At 69.1% G+C, this 17987-nt stretch carries 17 protein-coding genes; 5 read left to right on the top strand and 12 right to left on the bottom strand.

The genetic code is table 11. The features are described from left to right. Positions 1-4: 4 nt before the first annotated feature. The 3 genes from DIZ26_RS37695 to DIZ26_RS35040 form a co-directional block, all read right to left on the bottom strand. Positions 5-4114, bottom strand: coding sequence for a hypothetical protein (locus DIZ26_RS37695; protein ID WP_157979920.1), 4110 nt, complete (start codon positions 4112-4114; stop codon positions 5-7). A 71-nt stretch (positions 4115-4185) separates the two neighbouring features. Then, entirely contained in the window at positions 4186-5364 is a 1179-nt protein-coding gene (locus DIZ26_RS35045) for a class I SAM-dependent RNA methyltransferase (RefSeq protein ID WP_112248865.1), read from the bottom strand. Next, the gene (locus DIZ26_RS35040) at positions 5361-7388 is read right to left on the bottom strand and encodes an APC family permease (protein ID WP_112248864.1); all 2028 of its coding nucleotides are present in this window, start codon (positions 7386-7388) and stop codon (positions 5361-5363) included. Before DIZ26_RS35040 ends, DIZ26_RS35045 begins: the two co-directional genes overlap by 4 nt. A gap of 96 nt (positions 7389-7484) precedes the next feature. Between DIZ26_RS35040 and DIZ26_RS35035 the strand changes: the two genes are divergently transcribed. Both DIZ26_RS35035 and DIZ26_RS35030 read left to right on the top strand, forming a co-directional pair. After that, entirely contained in the window at positions 7485-8147 is a 663-nt protein-coding gene (locus DIZ26_RS35035; protein WP_112248863.1) for a potassium channel family protein, read from the top strand. Continuing rightward, the gene (locus DIZ26_RS35030) at positions 8147-8818 is read left to right on the top strand and encodes a potassium channel family protein (protein WP_112248862.1); all 672 of its coding nucleotides are present in this window, start codon (positions 8147-8149) and stop codon (positions 8816-8818) included. The genes DIZ26_RS35035 and DIZ26_RS35030 overlap by 1 nt, the downstream gene beginning before the upstream one ends. Before the next feature lie 147 nt (positions 8819-8965). Here the strand turns inward: DIZ26_RS35030 and DIZ26_RS35025 are convergent, their stop codons facing one another. From DIZ26_RS35025 to DIZ26_RS35000, 6 genes are all read right to left on the bottom strand, one after another. Continuing rightward, positions 8966-9850 carry a hypothetical protein gene (locus tag DIZ26_RS35025; RefSeq protein WP_112248861.1) on the bottom strand — a complete coding sequence of 295 codons (885 nt, stop codon included), beginning with the start codon at positions 9848-9850 and terminating at the stop codon, positions 8966-8968. A 154-nt stretch (positions 9851-10004) separates the two neighbouring features. Next, positions 10005-10820, bottom strand: coding sequence for a DUF3159 domain-containing protein (locus DIZ26_RS35020; protein WP_112248860.1), 816 nt, complete (start codon positions 10818-10820; stop codon positions 10005-10007). Further along, the gene (locus DIZ26_RS35015; protein ID WP_112248859.1) at positions 10813-11202 is read right to left on the bottom strand and encodes an OB-fold nucleic acid binding domain-containing protein; all 390 of its coding nucleotides are present in this window, start codon (positions 11200-11202) and stop codon (positions 10813-10815) included. Before DIZ26_RS35015 ends, DIZ26_RS35020 begins: the two co-directional genes overlap by 8 nt. Positions 11203-11257: 55 nt before the next feature. Continuing rightward, positions 11258-11941, bottom strand: a complete 684-nt coding sequence (locus DIZ26_RS35010; RefSeq protein WP_112248858.1) for a DUF3710 domain-containing protein — start codon at positions 11939-11941, stop codon at positions 11258-11260. 99 nt (positions 11942-12040) lie between these two features. Beyond that, entirely contained in the window at positions 12041-12493 is a 453-nt protein-coding gene (gene dut / locus DIZ26_RS35005; RefSeq protein ID WP_112248857.1) for a dUTP diphosphatase, read from the bottom strand. Then, on the bottom strand, positions 12490-13047 hold the full coding sequence (locus DIZ26_RS35000; protein ID WP_198676442.1) for a PaaI family thioesterase: 558 nt from the start codon (positions 13045-13047) through the stop codon (positions 12490-12492). Before DIZ26_RS35000 ends, dut begins: the two co-directional genes overlap by 4 nt. Before the next feature lie 53 nt (positions 13048-13100). Here DIZ26_RS35000 and DIZ26_RS34995 point away from each other — a divergent pair, with 53 nt between their 5' ends. Further along, positions 13101-13565 carry a DUF3093 domain-containing protein gene (locus tag DIZ26_RS34995; RefSeq protein ID WP_112248856.1) on the top strand — a complete coding sequence of 155 codons (465 nt, stop codon included), beginning with the start codon at positions 13101-13103 and terminating at the stop codon, positions 13563-13565. Between the two features lie 31 nt (positions 13566-13596). Continuing rightward, the gene (locus DIZ26_RS34990; protein ID WP_112248855.1) at positions 13597-13893 is read left to right on the top strand and encodes a DUF4235 domain-containing protein; all 297 of its coding nucleotides are present in this window, start codon (positions 13597-13599) and stop codon (positions 13891-13893) included. A gap of 108 nt (positions 13894-14001) precedes the next feature. Here DIZ26_RS34990 and DIZ26_RS34985 read toward each other — a convergent pair whose 3' ends face one another. The 3 genes from DIZ26_RS34985 to DIZ26_RS34975 all read right to left on the bottom strand — a co-directional run bounded on the left by DIZ26_RS34985 (position 14002) and on the right by DIZ26_RS34975 (position 16625). Continuing rightward, positions 14002-14301, bottom strand: a complete 300-nt coding sequence (locus tag DIZ26_RS34985; protein WP_112248854.1) for a DUF4193 domain-containing protein — start codon at positions 14299-14301, stop codon at positions 14002-14004. Between the two features lie 279 nt (positions 14302-14580). Further along, positions 14581-15381 carry an inositol monophosphatase family protein gene (locus DIZ26_RS34980; protein ID WP_112248853.1) on the bottom strand — a complete coding sequence of 267 codons (801 nt, stop codon included), beginning with the start codon at positions 15379-15381 and terminating at the stop codon, positions 14581-14583. Continuing rightward, positions 15378-16625, bottom strand: a complete 1248-nt coding sequence (locus DIZ26_RS34975; protein WP_112248852.1) for a ferrochelatase — start codon at positions 16623-16625, stop codon at positions 15378-15380. Before DIZ26_RS34975 ends, DIZ26_RS34980 begins: the two co-directional genes overlap by 4 nt. A gap of 134 nt (positions 16626-16759) precedes the next feature. Between DIZ26_RS34975 and DIZ26_RS34970 the strand changes: the two genes are divergently transcribed. After that, positions 16760-17935, top strand: a complete 1176-nt coding sequence (locus DIZ26_RS34970) for an MFS transporter (RefSeq protein ID WP_232828872.1) — start codon at positions 16760-16762, stop codon at positions 17933-17935. Positions 17936-17987: the final 52 nt, after the last annotated feature.

Below are 17987 nucleotides of genomic sequence, written 5' to 3'. Positions count from 1 at the left end.
AACGCTATCTCGCCGCTGTGTACAGCTTCTCCAGGTACGACGGTTGCCAGTCGGGCCCGCGTCCGTTCAGCCGCCGGACCAGGCCGTCGACGTCGAGCCGCTGCTCGATCGGGTGGTCCCACCACTCGGGCACCTGGTCGTACCAGCGGTCGATCCGCAGCGTCCGGCCGGCGGCATCCAGGCGCGCGAACAGCCAAGCACCCTGCTCACTCTGCGACTCCGCGAGCCAGAGATCGCCGAGCAACTCGGCGAGCCGGTCAGCGCCGTACTCCGGGTCGTCCACCTCGGGCGGTTCGAGATCGAACCGGTACGACGGACGGGCTGGATCGAGCACCTGCACCTGGATCGTGAACCCGGACGGCACGATCTTCGTCCGCGCCCGGCACCACTCGCGCAACGCGACCAGCGCCGGGGACTCCTTCGGCCGGGGACGCGGACGCTCGTACTCCGACCGCATCGCCTCCTCGATCGACCCCGGCAACGGCTCCACCTTCGGCGCATCCGCCCCGACGAGCCCGAGCCCCGGTATCGCCATCCCGCCAGAACTCGCCGGCGGCGCCACCAACCGCTCCGGCACCTCAACCGGCACGCTTTCAGCCGTCTCGGCTTCAGGTGGCAACGAAGCGAGCGGCAACCCGACAGACTCATCGTCAACTTGAGCTTCAGCCTGCCGGCCCTTGGTCTGCTCGCTCTCGAAGTCCCCCTCAGCTTCCAGCCGCTCGTCCCGCGCCCGCCCGCCGTCGGCCGACCCGTACACCTGCTCCGCCTCGAACGACTCCTGAGCTCCGTCGGCCAACCCGCCGGCTTCGTCGTCACGCACGGCCTCGATCTGCGCGGTCACCTCAGCATCGGCAAACCCCTCCGACTCCCACGGGGCAGCCTCGAGTGAGGCGATCTCCAACGCGTCGCTTCCCGATGAGCCGGTCTCCGGCGCACCGGTCTCCGCTGCGCCGGTCTGTGGTGCGCCGGTCTCCGGCACGGTGATCTCTGGTGCGCTGGTCTCCGGCGCTGCGGCTTCCGACGGGTCGGTCTGCCGCGCGGCGCTGTCCGGCGCGGCGATCTCCCGCGCGGCGGCTTCCGACGGGTCGGTCTGCTGCGCGGCGCTGTACGGCGCGGCGTTGTCCCGCCCGGCGATCTCCGGCGCGCCGATCTCCCGCGCGGCGGCTTCCGACGGGTCGGTCTGCCGCGCGGCGTTCTCCCGTGCACCGACCTCCCGTCCGGCGATCTCCCGCACGGCGTCGTCCCGCACGGCGTCGTCCCGGCCGGCGTTCTCCGGCGCGGTGGCTTCCGCCGCGGTGGTTTCCGGCGATTCAGGCTCTGGCGCGGCGGTATCCGGCGCGTCGACTTCTGGGGGTGCGGGTGGTTGGAGGTCGCCGAGTTGGTCGGCGGTCCAGTCGCCGTCGCCGATGAGTTCGTCGTGGAAGACCTCACCACCGAGCTCGTACCCGTGCTCCCCCGGCTGCAGGTCCGCCGGATCGATCGGCCGGAACCCATTGGTCAGCAGCGGCAACCCGTGCCCGTAGCCGTCATCCTCCGCCGTCCGACCACCAACCGCGAACGGCGAGACGTCCGTCGGGTAGTACTCCTTCTCGACATCATCCTCACCCACAGCCTGCAACGCAGCCGTGTCGTCCCCATCCCCCACAACCACCACATCGGCGCCGTCGCCCGCGCCCTGCACGTCGCCCGCGCCCTGCACGTCGCCCGCGCCCTCCAGGTCGGCCGGGTCGGCGCCCGTTCCCCGGCGACCGGGCCGTTCCTCGTCGTGCGCCGCTTCCAGCCGCTCCGGTGCGTCCTCGCCGTCGCCCGTTTCAAGGTGGTCTGGCGCGTCCTCGCCGTCGCCTGTTGCCCCCGGATCCAGCGCATCCGCGTCGTCGCGCGTTGCCCGCGGATCCAGCGCATCTTCGCCGGCGCGAGTTGCCAGCGGGTCGACCGCGTCCGCGCCGTCGCGCGTTGCCAGCGCATCTTCGCCGTCGCGAGTTGCCAGCGGGTCGAGCGCGTCCGCGCCTTCGCGCCTTGCCAGCGGATCCAGCGCATCTTCGCCGTCGCGAGTTGCCCGCGGATCCAGCGCATCCTCGCCGTCGAGCGTTGCCAGCGGATCCAGCGCGTCCTCGCCGTCGCGAGTTGCCAGCGGGTCGAGCGCGTCCCCGCCGTCGACCGTCGCCCGCGGATCCAGCGCGTCCGCGCCGTCGCGCGTTGACCGCGGGTCGAGCGCGTCTTCGGCGTCGGCGTCTAATTGCTCGACGGGCTCGGTGCGGTCGTTGACCGTTGCCTCGACGGCGACCGGCGGCTCGACCTCGTCGATCACCGCCGCGATCTCGGCCGTCGGCGCGTCGTCATCCGTAGCCTCAGCGTCATCGGGAACTTCAGCAGGGTTGCTGGGCGTATCTTCCGGACCGGCTACCGAGGCGTCGGTTTCGGCGACAGGTGCGATGACGCCGGTGTCGTCGGAAGGCGACGGCGGAATGTTGGTGAGGGGTATGAACGGGCTAGGTGCGTCGGCTGACCAGTCCGCGGCAACGTCCGTGGGAACGTCCGGCGTGTACGACGCAGCGGCGGGAGCGTCGACGAACAGGCTTGCGTAGAAGTCCTCCCCGTCCTCCACCGGCCCACCCACTCGCGGCGGTTCGGCCGACGGCAGCCGCCGATCGCCCAAGTACTGCTCCGGCGAAGCATCCTGCCCGTCGTCGTACTGGTCCGCCCCGTACTGCTCCCGCCCATACGACGCCTGCCCGTACTGAGACTGCGCGTACTGCGGCTGTTCCGGCGCCGCCTGCCCGTACTGCGGGGCGGCGGGGCCGTACCCCTGCTGCTGGTCGACCGGCCCGCCCTGCGGCTCCGGCTGGTCGTCGTACTCCGCCGGCCCGACCAACCCAAGGACCTCGAGGGCGTCGTTCTCCTCGTGCTTCTTCTTCCGGCCGAAGCGGCGCTTCTTCCCGGTGACGCCGTAGCTGTCCGCATCGCGACGCGGCTCCGGCTCCGGTTCGGGCTGCGGCTGGTACGGCGGTGGGTCGGGGGTGAAGGGTGGTTCCGGTCGCACCGGCGGCTCGGCCGGAAACGGCGGTTCCGGCGTGATCGGCGGCTCGGGGATGAACGGTTCGCCGATCAACTGGTCGCCGTCGATCAGCTGCCCGGTGAACGGGCTGACCCCCGGCGGTACGACGAACAGCTCTTCCTCCGCCGCGTCGTCGTCGACCGCCTCGACAACCCCAGTCGTCTCCTCAGCCCCCGCAGGCTCCCCATACTCGTACCCGACCGACTCGCCATACGACGGACCCTCGGCGTACCCAACCGGCTCGCTATACGACGGCGCCTGGCCGCCCGGCTCGCCGTACGACTGCGCCTGGGCATACCCGCCCGACCCGCCGTTCGGCGGCGCCTGCGCGTACCCGGCCGACTCGCCGTACGACGAGCTGTAGCCGGCCGACATCCGCCCCGTACGACCAAGGCTTTCGATCGCCCCCGCCGCGACCACGCCCTCGCCGAACTGTGCCGCGGCCACCAACCCAGCGCCCAGATCGGGATCCTGTGGCGAGCGCGGCCCGATCCCGAGCCGCTCGAACAGATCGCGCAGCACCTCACCCGTCAGCCCCGACGACCCCGCCGTACGGATGAGCGCGACCCCGACCGGCAGCAGTTCGTCGAGCCCACCGAGATAGTCGGCCCACTCCGCAGCCCACTCGACCAGTTCCCGCGCAGCCTCTTCATCTGAGGTCAGCCACGAGGCGATCGGCGCGAACCCGTCGTCCAGTGGCTGCCACGGATCGCCCGGGTACGCCGCGCGCGCCCAGGTCCCGTTGAAGCTTCCGTACACGAACCCGAGCTGCCCAGCGGCCATCCGCCGCTTCACCTCGGGCTGACCGATCCACTCCGGCGAACCGGCGAGCAGGTCGGAACCCCCGGTGCGGCTGTGCTGCGTGTGGAACCCGAACAGGACCGCCCGCGCCCCGTCCAGCCGGACCATCCGCAGGTCGGATCCGGTCTCGTCCTGGTGGTACCAGCCGTTGTCATCGGCGTACCAGCGGCGGTCGAACCCGGTGGCATGGGCGACCGCAGCGAGGGCGCTCCAACGGGCGCGCAGCTCGGCTGGGTCGTCCAGGTCGACGAGCGGCATCGAGGTACCAATCCTGCTCAGGGTCAAGAAGGGGTCAATCCAGCCCTGAACGGTACCCGAGCCGACCGACACTAACCAGTGGCACCCGATCGCGGCTCGAGTACGGCTACGCACTCTATGTGATGGGTCATCCCGAACAGGTCGAAGGCCCGCAGCGAGCTGATCCCGTACCCGAGCTTCCCGAACGTCTTCAGGTCGCGCGCCAGCGCAGCCGGGTCACACGCCACGTAGGCGACCCGGCGAGGCGTGAGGTCCGCAATACGCCGTACGACGGCCTCTCCGGCACCAGTGCGCGGCGGATCCAGTACTACGAGGTCCACCGACTCCAGTCCCTTGCCGACGGCCACGTTGAGCACCTTCTTCACATCACCCTGTTCGAGGGTCACAGCAGGCAGGTCGTGGAGATTGCGACGCGCGTTCTTCACAGCTTCCCGGTCGCCTTCCACAGCGAGCACTGAGCAGCCCGCCTCAGCCAGGAAGGCAGCGAACAGCCCCACTCCGGAGTACAGGTCCAGTGCGGTCTCCCCTTCGACCGGCTCGAGCCCAGCCAGTACTGCGTCGACCAGCGTTGTCGGCGCGGCCGGGTGCACCTGCCAGAACCCACCGGCCTCGACCCGGAACCTCCGGTTGTGCACGACCTCTACGACTCGCCCAGCAGAGTCCTGGTCGGTCAGTACCGCCTTCTTGCCCTCCGACGACACCACTGCCTGCACTGACGAGGTCTCCGGCCACAGCTTGTCCAGTACGGCCGGCGTGTCCTCATGGGCGATCAGGCACCGATCGATGGGGATGAGGTCGTGCGAGCGGTGCGCGTACATGCCCGGCCGGCCGTTGACCACGGCGTACCGCATCCTGGTCCGCCAGCCGAGGCCGTCGTCGCCGGGTGACTCCATCACGATGTTGCGCTCGATACCGCCGATCCGCCGCAGGGTGTCGGACACCACGGTCGCCTTCAGCCGGCGTTGCTCCACGATGTTGGCGTGCTGGAAGTCGCAGCCGCCGCAGAGCCCCGGACCGGCGTACGGGCAGGGTGGCTCGATTCTGTGTGGCGACGGCGTGAGCACCGTCACCGCGTCCGCGTGCAGATACTTGCTGGTCTGCGCGGTCACACGGGCGTGCACCAGCTCACCGGGAAGTGCATGACGTACGAAGACCACCTGGCCCTCGTACCGCGCGACACAGTGGCCACCGTGGGCCACTGGGCCTACTTCCAGCTCCAGTACCGTCCCGACAAGGCTGTCGTCCGTCACCGATCTCCCGAACTCTTGCGCGCGCCGCGCCGTACTTGGCCGGCTACCCGTTCCTCACGGTCCTGCCGTTCCTCGGCTGCCTGGGACGAGATCAGCTGGTACGGCACGGACGTAACCATCACACCAGGTGTGAACAAGAGCCGCCCCTTGAGCCGCAGCGCGGACTGGTTGTGCAGGATGTGCTCCCACCAGTGCCCGACCACGTACTCCGGGATGTAGACCATCACCACGTCCCGCGGCGACTGCCGCCGGATGTCGCGGACGTACTGCACGATCGGCCGGGTGATCTCCCGGTACGGCGAGGCCAGCCGCTTCAGCGGCACCGGGATGTCGCGGGCGTCCCAGTCGGCCTGTAGCGCCTCCGACTCGTCACGGTCGACGTCCACCGTGACTGCCTCGAGCATGTACGGCCGGGCGGCCTTGGCGAACGCCAGTGCGCGCAGCGTCGGCTTGTGCAGCTTGGAGACGAGCACGATGGCGTGCACCCGCGCAGGCAGCATCAGCTGATCGCTGGCGTCCACCGCCATCTCCCGGCCGACAGTGTCGTAGTGGCGCCGGATGCCCTTCATCAACAGGAACAGCACGGCCATCGCGATGATCGCGATGTAGGCCCCGTGGGTGAACTTGGTGATCAGCACGATCACCAGCACGATCCCGGTCATGGTCAGGCCGACCGCGTTGATCACCCGGGACCGCATCATCTGCGCCCGTTTGGCGCCGTCGGTCTCGGTCTTCAGATGCCGGGTCCAGTGCCGGATCATCCCGAACTGACTCAGCGTGAACGAGACGAACACCCCGACGATGTAGAGCTGGATCAGCTTGGTCACCTCGGCGTCGAAGGCAACGATCAGGCCGACGGCACACAGAGCGAGCAGGATGATGCCGTTGCTGTAGGCAAGCCGGTCGCCACGGGTGTGCAACTGCTTGGGCAGGTAGCCGTCCTTGGCCAGGATCGACGCCAGCACCGGGAAGCCGTTGAACGCCGTGTTCGCCGCGAGCACCAGGATCAGCATCGTCGCGCCGATCACCAGGTAGAACGCGGGCGGGAAGTTGGAGAACACCGAATCGCCGATCTGGCCGATCACCGTCTTCTGCGTGTAGCTGTCCCCCACCGGCTGGCCGTCGCGCAGCAACTGGGTGGCCGGATCCTCGGCGTACCGGAGTTTGATCTTGCTGGCCAGGAACAGGATGCTCATCAGCATCGTGACGGCGATCGTGCCGAGCAGCAGCAGCGTGGTCGCGGCGTTCTTGCTCTTCGGCTTGCGGAACGCCGGTACGCCGTTGCTGATCGCCTCGACACCGGTCAGCGCGGCACAGCCGGACGAGAAGGCACGGGCCAGCAGGAAGGCGCCCGCGATACCGCCGAACAGCTCGTGCCCCGGCTCGGGCCGGATCTGGAACTGGGCGCTGTCGGCCATCGGCAGGGTCCCGGCCGAGAGCCGGATGAAGCCCCAGATCGCCATCCCGATGATCGACGCCATGAAGATGTACGTCGGAATCGCGAAGAGCGCGCCGGATTCCCGGACGCCACGCAGGTTCAGCGCCGTCAGCACCAGCACCAGGCCGACCGCCAGCGGAGCTTCGTGGCCTGCCAGGAACGGCAGCGCCGACTTCGCGTTCTGCACGCCCGAGGAGATCGACACGGCCACGGTCAGCACGTAGTCGACCATCAGCGCGCTCGCCACGGTCAGCCCTGCGGTCGGCCCGACGTTCACGGTGGCGACCTCGTAGTCACCGCCGCCGGACGGGTACGCGTGCACGTTCTGCCGGTACGAGGCGACCACGACCAGCATCACGAAGACGACCAGCAGGCCGATCTTCCAGGAGAAGCTGTAGGCGGCCAGTCCGGCCACCGACAGGGTCAGGAAGATCTCGTCCGGAGCGTAGGCGACGGACGACAGAGCGTCACTGGCGAACACGGGGAGTGCGATCTTCTTCGGGAGCAACGTCTCGCCGAGCTGCGTACTGCGCAGCTTGCGCCCGATGAGGATGCGTTTACCGATGTCGCCTAGAGCGGGAGTCACACCGGTGATGTTAGAGCCACGCCCGGTCCGGTGTAGCGTCTATCCCTGCCGAACCCGATGCCAGCGGCCCTGTGAAGGGCAAGGAGTGATCACAGAGTGCACGTCGTCATCATGGGCTGCGGACGAGTCGGGTCGACACTCGCCCGGACCCTGGAGAAGCGTAGCCACACCGTCTCGATCATCGACCAGTCCGCGGACTCGTTCCGCCGGCTGAGCCCGAACTTCTCCGGCCGCACGATCACCGGGATGGGGTTCGACCGCGAAGTACTGATCGAGGCCGGGATCGAGGACGCCGAGGCGTTCGCGGCCGTCTCGAACGGTGACAACTCCAACATCCTCGCCGCGCGTGTCGCCCGGGAGAACTTCGGCGTCGAGAACGTCGTCGCCCGGATCTACGACCCGGGCCGCGCCGAGGTCTACCAGCGGCTCGGCATCCCCACGGTCGGCACGGTCAAGTGGACGGTCGACCAGATGGTCCGCCGGCTGCTGCCGAGCGGTTCGGAGCCCGAGTGGCGCGACCCGTCGGCCACCGTCCGGCTCGCCGAGGTGCACGTGCACCCGGACTGGGTCGGCCGCGTCGCGCTCGACATCGAGAAGGCGACCAACAGCCGGGTCGCGTTCCTGACCCGGCTCGGCGAAGGGCTGCTGCCCAAGGCGGACACGGTCATCCAGGAGGGTGATCTGGTGCACATCGTCATGCTGGAACGGGAAGCCGCCGCGATCGAGTCCCAGCTCGGCGCCAAGCCTGAGGAGCTGTGATGCGGGTAGCCATCGCCGGCGCCGGGAACGTCGGACGGTCGATCGCCGCCGAACTCCTGGAGAACGGCCACGAAGTACTCCTGATCGACAAGGACCCGCGCGCGATCAAGGCCGAGTCCGTACCGCGCGCCGAGTGGCTGCTCGCCGATGCCTGCGAACTGTCTTCGCTAGAGGAGGCCGCGCTGCAACGGTGTCAGGTGGCGATCGCGAGCACCGGCGACGACAAGACCAACCTGGTCGTGTCGCTGCTGGCGAAGACGGAGTTCGGCGTACCGCGGACCGTTGCCCGGGTCAACCATCCCCGGAACGAGTGGATGTTCAACGAGGCCTGGGGTGTGGACGTCTCGGTCTCCACGCCGCGGATCATGTCGGCGCTGGTGGAGGAGGCCGTCTCGGTCGGTGACCTGGTCCGGCTGTTCACCTTCCGCCAGGGCGACGCCAACCTCGTCGAGCTCACCCTGCCCGAGGACTCGCCGATGATCGGCCTGCGCGTCGGCGACATCGACTGGCCGGTCGACACCGCCCTCGTCACCATCATCCGCGAAGGGCGCGTCCTGCGCCCCGACCCCGAGGGCACCCTCGAACTCAACGACGAACTCCTCTTCGTAGCCGCCGACGAAACCGAGGAACAACTCGAGGACATGCTCTCCCCGCACCACCGCCGAGACTGATACCGAGGGCAGGGCTGGGGGGATCAGTACCCCCAGACAGGCAGTACGTCGGGTTATCGTGGGTTCGGCGGCTGCGCCACGCGGAGCAGAGGCCTTGTTGGGTGTGCTCTGCCTGGCTGGAGGTACGGCTCTCCAGCCAGCCCAGCCTCAGGCGGCGGGCCGGAGAAAGGCCCGCGAGCCGGAGATCGTGCGGCCGAGCGAGTCACCGACCCACGCGTCATCGAGCATCACGTCCTCCCAGGAGTAGCGCAGGAGGAGCCAGCCCTCGGCTGCGAGGGAGGTGTAGCGACGGCAGTCCCGGCGAAGGGAATCGCGCGTCGCGTGGTGAGCAAAGCTGTCCGCTTCGATGGCGATTCGGAGCAACGGGTTGCCCAGGTCGACGCGAGCGAAGAACGCGCGCCCGCGTACCTCGTACTGCGGAATGAATCCGGAGACGCCCGCGTCGATCACACGCGAGCGCAACATCGATTCCAGGGCGGACGCGGCTCGGCCGTCGGCCAGGCTGCAGACGCGGATCGCAGCCGGCCGACCGGGTCCCCTCAGCGCTTCGGCCGCGGCGACGAGCGCCTGCCGGTCGACCTTCCGCAGCCGAATCGCCGAGTCCGCCACCGCGAGCGCCTCGCCGAACGGTAGCCGCCGCGCGCAGTCGAGCACCGTACGAAGCGAATCGGTCGCCTTCGACTGGGATTCCTCGGAGCCCGGGGGAAGCTCAGCCCAGTGCAAGATGCAGTCGAGGTCGGTCTTGCGCTTGGCCAACTTGCGGCCGATCGTCACATGCGGGATCAGCGGCCTCGTCACCACCGTCAGCCCGTGGTGAAGCGCAGCGCTCTCGTGCGACAGGACACCGCCGTTCGCCTTCGCAACCGCCAGAGCTGAGGGACCGTCCGGCAGGGCATACACCCCTTTCGAAACCCGCGTGATCTGTCCGAGCGTAAGGGAACGGCGGATCGCGCTGGCCGGTACCAGGCTGCGGAGTTCGGCGAAGGTCGCGCCACCACCCGACCGCTGCAGGATCCCGACGATGTCGTGCATGGGTCAAGGATGTCGTCTTTCCGCTTGGCGCAGAGCCGTCTATCCACAGCCGTACCGCCAGCCAGGCAGTAGTCCCCAATCCGCCCCTTTGTCGTCATCCACCAAGCGGGCGACGAAGCCGGAAGCGGCACCACTGCCTGGCTGCAGGTACGGGCTACTTCTTGCCGCCTCGGAGGAGGTGGGTTACGTGGTCGCGGGCTTCGTCCCACTTGTCGGCGGGGAGTGAGCCGCGGAGCACTGCGTAGGCCAGCCAGAGGGCGAGGGCGTAGAACGGGAGACCGAGACCGACCTTGGCGATGCCCAGGGCGTTCAGGCTGTGGGTCAGGTACAACGGCACCTGGACGATCAGCCGGACGGCGAAGAGGCCTACGAAGACCAGGGTGGCTCGGCTGAAGCCGCGGAGCATGGCTGGGTCTCGGCGCCAGGCGGTCCCGGTTTGCGTGATCACGCCGTACAGGACGCCGAACAACGGCCAGCGGAAGACGACGGTCAGCAGGTACAGAGCGCCGTAGCCGAGGTTGACCAGCAAGCCCGGCAGGTAGACGTCTTCGGCGCGGCCACTGCGGTTGGCGACCCAAGCCGAGATCAGGACGCCCACGAAACCGCCCGCCACGTTACGCAGCGGTTGGCGGCGCAGCAGGCGGAGCAGTGCGACTGCGGCACCCGAGGCGACGGCCACGATCAGCGCGAGCTTCAGGTTGTGGTCGCTGGCACCGTAGACGATCAGGAACGCGATCCACGGCAGGCCGATGTCGAGCAGAGCACCCCAGCCACCGAGTGCGTGGAAGAAGTCCTTGTCCGTTGTCGCCGGCCGAGCCACCCGCGGCTCGGCTGCAGGCGCGTCCGACGAAGACGACTCGTCGGTCAGCACCGACTCGGCTGCCTCGAGCTCCGGCTTGAGGATCTCAACCAGTTTCTCGTCCAGGTCCTCGTCGAGGCCGTCGTGCCGGCGGCTGCTGGGCTCAGCCATGGGCTGCCGCGGGACGGAGTTCGTACCTCGGGTTGAACATCACCCGGTCCCCGTCCACGACACCGATCCGCCCGGACGCGATCAGTTCCGATCCCGGGTGGATCCCGGCGATCTTGCGCCGACCGAGCCAGATCAGCTTCACCGTGCCGGTGCCGTCGTACAGCTCTCCTTCGAGAGCCGGTACGCCGCCGCGCGGGCTGAAGGTGATCGTCCGCAGCGTCCCGTACAGCGTGACCATCTCGCGGTCACGGCAGCCGGTGATGGACCGTGCGCCACAGCCGGACGCGTAGTCCTTCAGTACCTCAGCGTCTTGCTCGTCCCGGTCTCCGGCAAGGCCCCGGAAGGCGCGCTTCCACAGCCCCGCGGGTTTGTCGCTACCCATGGGCCCAGTGTAATCCGCTCGTGACCGTGCTCGGCCGGTATCCGGACATCTCGGATCAGGCCTCTTCCTCGTCCACCGGCTGGGCGCCGGCGGGCAGCCGCAGGGCCAGCGATTCGCGCGGCGCCATCGGCTCGCTGCCCCGGACGACGACGACGTTGCGCAGCGACTGCTCCATCGGCGGAGCGGCGTCGGGCTCGACCGCGGCACGACCCAGCACGGTCGCGCGCAGCAGCCAGCGCGGCCCGTCGATACCGATGACCCGCGAGGTCTGGCTGAAGATCTGCCCCTCGGGGTCCTCGACCGGTACGACGAGGACGAGCTCGGTCCCGAACGGGCCCTCGGTCTCCGACGCGGTGCCGCCCATCCGAGTCGCCTCGGCGGCGATCTCCCGGCGTACCTCGGCCCAGATGCCCGAGGTCTTCGGTGCCGCGAAGGCGCGCAACTCCAGTGCGGAGTCCTCCAGCACCAGCAGAACCGCCTGGACGTCGCCGCTGGCCTCGTCGACCTGCAACCGCAGCTCCATCCCGGGCATCCCGGTGATCACCAGCGCGCCCAGGTCGATCCGGTCCTCGGCGGTCAGGATCGCCGGGTCCACCTCGTTGGAGTCGAACGGCCCTTCGCCCCGCGGCTCCCCGGAGCCGGATTCAGCGCCGGTCTCCTCGGCCGTCGCCTCGTCGTCGCCGAAGAAACCACCAGTCGTCTCGGCCTCGTCGTTCTTGGCCTTGCGGCGGAAGATCACTGCGCTTGCCTACTTCCTCGATCGTCAGTCATATCCACGGGCGCCTAGTCACGGCCGCCGTAGTCTCGCGCACTCCGCAGGTCAACGGAGTGCACCCGGTCAGCGTGTCACATCACCAAATCCACCGGTCGATCCGTGCCCACCGGTACCCCGGGCCGAACCCGGCAAAGTCGCCACCTCGACGAACCTGGCCTTCTCGACCCGCTGGATCACCAACTGGGCGATCCGGTCGCCGCGGCGCAGCGTGACCTCGGCCGAGGTGTCGGTGTTGATCAGGCACACCTTGATCTCGCCACGGTAGCCCGCATCGACCGTGCCCGGCGCGTTGACGAGTGTGACGCCGTGCTTCGCGGCCAGTCCGGAGCGGGGGTGCACGAACGCGGCGTACCCGTCCTGCAAGGCGATCGCGATGCCGGTACCGACCAGCGCCCGCTCCCCCGGCTTCAGCGTGACGTCGGTCGTGGTCACCAGGTCCGCACCGGCGTCACCAGGATGTGCGTACGCCGGTACTGCGAGCTCCGGGTCGAGCCGCTGGATCAGTACCTCGGTCATGGGTTCACCTCGTAGTCGTGGACGTTCTCAGCGGTCATGTCGGTGCCGTGCTCGACGAAATGCTTCGGCGGGACTACAACGAACACCGCGTTCGCCCGTAACGCGATGCTCCCGTCCGGACCACCCAGCCGTGCAGTGGCGTTCGCGTACATCCGCCGGCCGTCGAAGCCGAGGCACAGCGCTCTGAGGTACAGGGTGGCTCCGACCGGGACCGGCCGGATGTAGTCGGTCTCCAGCCGTCCGGTGACCATCGGTCGTCGAAGTAGCCAGGAGAGCCCACCGAGCGTCTCGTCCATGGCAGTAGCCAGTACGCCGCCGTGCGCAAGCCCGGGTGCGCCCTGGTGCTCCTTGGTCACGGTGAACTCGGCGGTGACGCTCACGCCGGGGCCTGCCGTCGTGACCAGCCGCAGACCAGTCGGGTGCGCCGGACCACAGGCCACGCAGTTCTCGTAGTGCGACGGTAGGACCGTGCCTGGCACCGGAGCCTCTGGGTGACGCTCTGCTGGCTCCAGCTCGCGCTGCGGCGTCGCCGTACGGGTCGGTGGCTCGATCACGAGAGGCGACCCTACCTACGCGCTCCGACAGCTCTCATGCCAGGCTGTTCCTCGTGGCCGATGCAGCTCATTACAGGGAACGTCTGAGCGTGCCGGTGCGCTGGTGGCTGATTGCCGCCGTGGCTGTCGTGACGCTGTGGGTGATCACCGCAGTACCGGCAGGCACGATCGCAGGCACCGCGGTCGGCGGCGTCGCCGCAGTACTGCTGACCGTGCTGTTCCTCCGGTACGGCGGTGCGCTGGTGGAGGTGGACCCGGACAAGTTCCGCGCCGGCCGGGCGAGCATCGACCGGGCGTACCTCGGCAAGGCCGTTGCTCTCACCGGCGAGGACGCGCGGAACGCCTTCGGCCGCGACTGCGACCCGAAGGCCTACCTCGTACTACGCAGCTACCTGCCCGGCGCCGTACGGGTGGAACTCACCGACCCGCACGACCCCACGCCGTACTGGCTGGTCGCCACCAAGCACCCCGAGCAGCTCGCTGCCGCCTTGACGCAGAGCAGCGTGGCAAGATCCTGAGTGTCGGGGAACTCATAGCTGGGAGGTAGTCGTGGTCGGAGCCAAGATCGGCTGGAAGCTCGTCCTCGCCGCATTCACGATCGTGGTGGGCCTGGTCGCCAACAAGGCGGTCACCACGGCCTGGAAACTCGGGTCCGGCGGGAAGCCGCCGAAGGGCAACCAGGCCGGCTATGCCGAGGTCGTGACGTGGGCCGTGGCCAGTGGTGGCGCAGCAGCGGCGGCGAAGCTCTTCGCCGAGCGCCGCGCCGCGCAGTACTACCTGAAGTCCACCGGCCATCTGCCGCCCGGTTATGACAAGAAGTCCGGACAGGACGTCGAGAAGGCCTGACCAGCCGGACTTGGTTGCAGACATGCGGACGGGACCGCCCCCGCGAAGGGGGTCGGTCCCGTTCCGTTCGGTACGGACTCAGCCGAGCAGGGCGAGAGTGCTGTCGTGTCAGGCAGCGCAGTCGCGGCAGATCAGCTGGCCGTTCTTGCTGCTCGCGAGCTGGCTCCGGTGGTGCACCAGGAAGCAGCTCGAGCATGTGAACTCGTCGGCCTGGCGCGGGAGCACCCGCACTGCCAGCTCTTCGTGACTCAGGTCGGCGCCGGGCAGCTCGAAGCTCTCAGCGGCCTCGGCCTCGTCCTCGTCGACCTTGCCGGAGTTCTTGTCGTGACGGCGAGTCTTCAGTTCTTCGATCGACTCCTCGCTGGAGTCCTCGTCCGTCTTGCGCGGGGCGTCGTAGTCAGTCGCCATGGTGTTTCCCTGCCCTCTTCGTACCCGTGGTGTTGCCTGCTGAGCCCTTGAACGGGTAATGCGGCCCAGAAATTCCATCCCTGGAATCCCCGGTCCCCCGAAACCCTTGACAGACAGGCCGGGACCGGCGTCATACCGCTCCCGAGGCCGAGATTGTGCCCTATCGAGGGCCCTTCGCGCGCGTCGGGGTCCACCTTGTGACCCGCGTGTCGCGAATTGTGTCAGGACCGAACAACAGATTGCTCATTAGTGCACACTACTGCGCAGCTACAAGCAGCTTCACGATCTGAGCGGATTCGTGGCAGCGAGAGCATCGTGCAGCGGCTTGAACACGGCCGGCGTGGCAGCGATCGACATCTCGGGCGAAACGGGCGCTCCGTCCATCCCGCCGACCATCGCACCGGCCTCCGCCGCGATCAGCGCGCCGGCGCCGTAGTCCCACGGGTTCAGGCCGCGTTCGAAGACCGCGTCCAGTCGTCCGCAGGCGACGTAGCACAGGTCGATCGCGCCGACGCCGATCCGCCGGATGTCGCGGACCTTGGTGATCAACTGCTGGATCACCTCGGCCTGCACCTGCCGCCGCGTCGCGTCGTACCCGAATCCCGTGCCGACCAGCGCCTTCGCCAGGTCGGTGCAGTCCGAGACGCGGATCGGCCGGCCGTCGGCGTACGCGCCGCCGCCGAGCGTCGCGGTGAACACCTCCCCCTTGGGCGCGTCCACGACGACGCCGGCGACGGTCTGCCCGTCGACCTCGACGGCGATCGACACGGCGTACGTCGGGATGTCGTACAGGTAGTTGACCGTGCCGTCGATCGGGTCGACGACCCAGCGCACGCCGCTGGAACCGTTGACGTCGTCGCCCTCCTCACCCAGGAACGAGTCGTCCGGCCGAGCCTGCAGCACGCGGGCCCGGATCAGCTCCTCGGACTCCCGGTCGACCGCGGTGACGATGTCGGTCACGGTGCTCTTCGTGTCGGCGACGGTGATCGTGCCGCGACGGCGCTCGACGATCAGCCGGGCCGCCTCGGTCGCCACCTCCGTGGCGAGCTTCAGCAGGTCCTGGGCATTCTCGGAGCTCATGCGGATTCCTTCTCGTTGGATTCGTCGGTACCACGTGCCGCGGGCGCGCCGCCGCTCTCGGCTACCGGTTCGTCTGTACTGCGTACTGCGGGCGCGCCGTCGCTCGCCGGTGCGGGTTCATCTGTGCTGCGTACTGCGGGCGCGCCGTCGATCGCCGGTGCGGGTTCGCGCGTACTACGTGCCGCTGGCCGGCGTGGGGCGGGGCAGCAGTCCGGGCGGCAGGCGTCCCAGCCGGGGCCGAGTTTGCCGACGCAGGGGCGAACCGGCTGCTCACCGCGTTCCGCGGCCGCTCGCTCCACCACCAGGTCGCGCAGCATCGTCACGAACCGCTCGTCCGTCCCCGGTGTCGCCGCCCGCGCCATCGGCAGCCCCAGCTTCTCCGCCGTCGCCGCCGCCTCGGTGTCGAGGTCGTAGATGACCTCCATGTGGTCACTCACGAACCCGATCGGCACGACGGCTACTCCCGGCACCCCAGCCTGAGTGAGCGCCTCGAGGTGGTCGTTGACGTCCGGCTCGAGCCACGGCACTTGCGGCGGCCCGGACCGTGAGCAGTAGACGAGATCGGTCCGTCGCTCGACCCCGGTCCGCCGCTCGAGCTCGGCCGTGATCTCCGCGGCGACGTCGAGGTGCCAATCGACGTACCCGTTCCCGTCCGGACCGCTCGTCGCGTTCATGCTGGTCGGGATGGAGTGCGTCACATAGGCGATCGCCGATCCCTCCGGCAGTTCGCTCAACGCCGCGGCGGTCGACTCGACGAACGACCCGACGAAGCCGGGGTGGTTCGCGTAGTGGCGCAGCTTGTCGATCACCGGCGCACCTTCGACCTCGGCGACGGCGTCCGCGAGGTTCTCGCGGTACTGCCGACAACCGGAGTACGACGGGTAGGCGCTCGTCACGATCACCACCGCCCGCCGTACGCCGTCGGCTGTCATCTCCCGCAGCGTGTCGGTCAGGTAGGGCGCCCAGTTGCGGTTGCCCCAGTAGATCGGCAGGTCGAGCCCGATCTCGGCGAACGACGCCCGGAGCGCGGCCAGCAGGTCACGGTTCTGGTCGTTGATCGGGCTGCGGCCGCCGAACGCGTAGTAGTGTTCGCCGACCTCCTTGAGCCGCTCGTCCGGGATGCCCCGGCCACGGGTCACGTTCTGCAGGAAGGGCAGCACGTCCTCGGGCTTCTCGGGACCACCGAAGGAGAGCAGCAGGACGGCGTCGTACGGCGAAGGGTCAGGCGACTGAGGGTCGGGCATATACCGATGTTCTCAGGCCGGGTGGAATCACCCCGACCACGGCCCCGGCCGGTCGGTGGGAATTGGCGGGCGCCGGTGCCGCGCGAAAGCTAGGGTGTGGTCGATCACCCATGCTGAAGCCTTACGTTCATCTGATGCGCCGCCCCGGCGCCCGTGCCTTCTTCATCGCCGGGATCCTCGGGCGTATGCCGATCTCGATGGTCGGCCTCGGCATCGTCATCCTGATCTCCCGGGAGAGCGGTTCGTACGGTCTGGCCGGCGCGGTCTCGGGTGTCGCGGTGATCGCGGGGGCGCTCACCGGTCCGATCCAGGGCCGGCTGGTCGATCGCTTCGGTCAGCGCTCGCTGACGATGATCGGCAGCGTGCTCTGCACGGTGGCCCTGGTCGGCCTGCTGATCGCGGTCCGGGCGGATGCGCCGGCCTGGACGCTGTACGCGCTCGGGTTCGTTGCCGGGGGCACCCGTCCGCAGGTCGGCTCGTTCGCGCGGGCGCGCTGGAACCACCTGCTCGGCCGGGGTCGCGCTCTCCAGACCGCGTTCGCACTCGAGGCCGTCGGCGACGAGGTCGTGTTCATCGTCGGTCCCGTCCTGGTCACCGTGCTCGCCACCCAGGTCAGCCCGTACGCCGCTCTCGGCGCGGCCGGTGCGCTCGGGCTGATCGGTGGCATCTGGTTCGCATCGCTGCGCGGCTCGGATCCGCCCGGACGGGGAAAGTCCGACGGAGCGGAGAAAGCGCCACTCCCCTGGCTCTCGCTGATGCTGCTCAGTCTGATCGGGCTGGGACTCGGCGCCACGCTCGGCAGCGCTGAGGTGGTCACAGTGGCGTTCACCGCGGCCGAGGGGCAACCGGCCATGTCGGGCGTCGTACTGGCTGTGTGGGCCTTCGGGAGCCTGTTGGCGGGGCTCTGGTACGGCTCGGTGCATTGGCGAGCGGCAGTCGAGCGACGGCTGCTGATCGGCACCGTCCTGCTCGCGATCGCGCTCTCTCCGTTGCCATGGGTCGGGACCGTGTGGCTGCTCGGCGTCCTGCTGTTCTGCGCGGGGCTGACGATCGCGCCGACGATGGTTGCGCTGACCGCATGTGTGGAGGAATGGGTCCCGCCCGAACGCCTGACCGAGGCGATCACCTGGACCGTGACCGGCATGCTGCTCGGTGTAGCCCCTGGTAACGCCGTCGCCGGCCACGCCGTCGACGTGGTGGGCGCGTCGGACGCGTACTGGGTCCCCGTCGTCGTCGGCATCACCAGCGCCCTGGTCGCCGCCATCGCCGTCACCTTCGCCCGCCCCCGCACCCGCTTCGCCCACAACTGACCCGTTTCCGTTTCCCGGCCTGACACAAGGGCCGGCGACTTGAGTCTCCTCC

It is taken from the genome of Kribbella monticola, from assembly GCF_003261635.1.
GTDB lineage: Bacteria > Actinomycetota > Actinomycetes > Propionibacteriales > Kribbellaceae > Kribbella > Kribbella monticola.
The sequence above is the reverse complement of the archived record's forward strand: the minus strand, read 5'-3'. Positions and strand labels throughout refer to the sequence as shown.

Coding starts and splice junctions, on each gene's coding strand:
- DIZ26_RS37695 (WP_157979920.1), bottom strand. CDS start 4,114: ATGCCGCTCGTCGACCTGGACGACCCAGCCGAGCTGCGCGCCCGTTGG.
- DIZ26_RS35030 (WP_112248862.1), top strand. CDS start 8,147: ATGCGGGTAGCCATCGCCGGCGCCGGGAACGTCGGACGGTCGATCGCC.
- DIZ26_RS35025 (WP_112248861.1), bottom strand. CDS start 9,850: ATGCACGACATCGTCGGGATCCTGCAGCGGTCGGGTGGTGGCGCGACC.
- DIZ26_RS35020 (WP_112248860.1), bottom strand. CDS start 10,820: ATGGCTGAGCCCAGCAGCCGCCGGCACGACGGCCTCGACGAGGACCTG.
- DIZ26_RS35015 (WP_112248859.1), bottom strand. CDS start 11,202: ATGGGTAGCGACAAACCCGCGGGGCTGTGGAAGCGCGCCTTCCGGGGC.
- dut (WP_112248857.1), bottom strand. CDS start 12,493: ATGACCGAGGTACTGATCCAGCGGCTCGACCCGGAGCTCGCAGTACCG.
- DIZ26_RS34985 (WP_112248854.1), bottom strand. CDS start 14,301: ATGGCGACTGACTACGACGCCCCGCGCAAGACGGACGAGGACTCCAGC.
- DIZ26_RS34980 (WP_112248853.1), bottom strand. CDS start 15,381: ATGAGCTCCGAGAATGCCCAGGACCTGCTGAAGCTCGCCACGGAGGTG.
- DIZ26_RS34975 (WP_112248852.1), bottom strand. CDS start 16,625: ATGCCCGACCCTCAGTCGCCTGACCCTTCGCCGTACGACGCCGTCCTG.
- DIZ26_RS34970 (WP_232828872.1), top strand. CDS start 16,760: ATGCGCCGCCCCGGCGCCCGTGCCTTCTTCATCGCCGGGATCCTCGGG.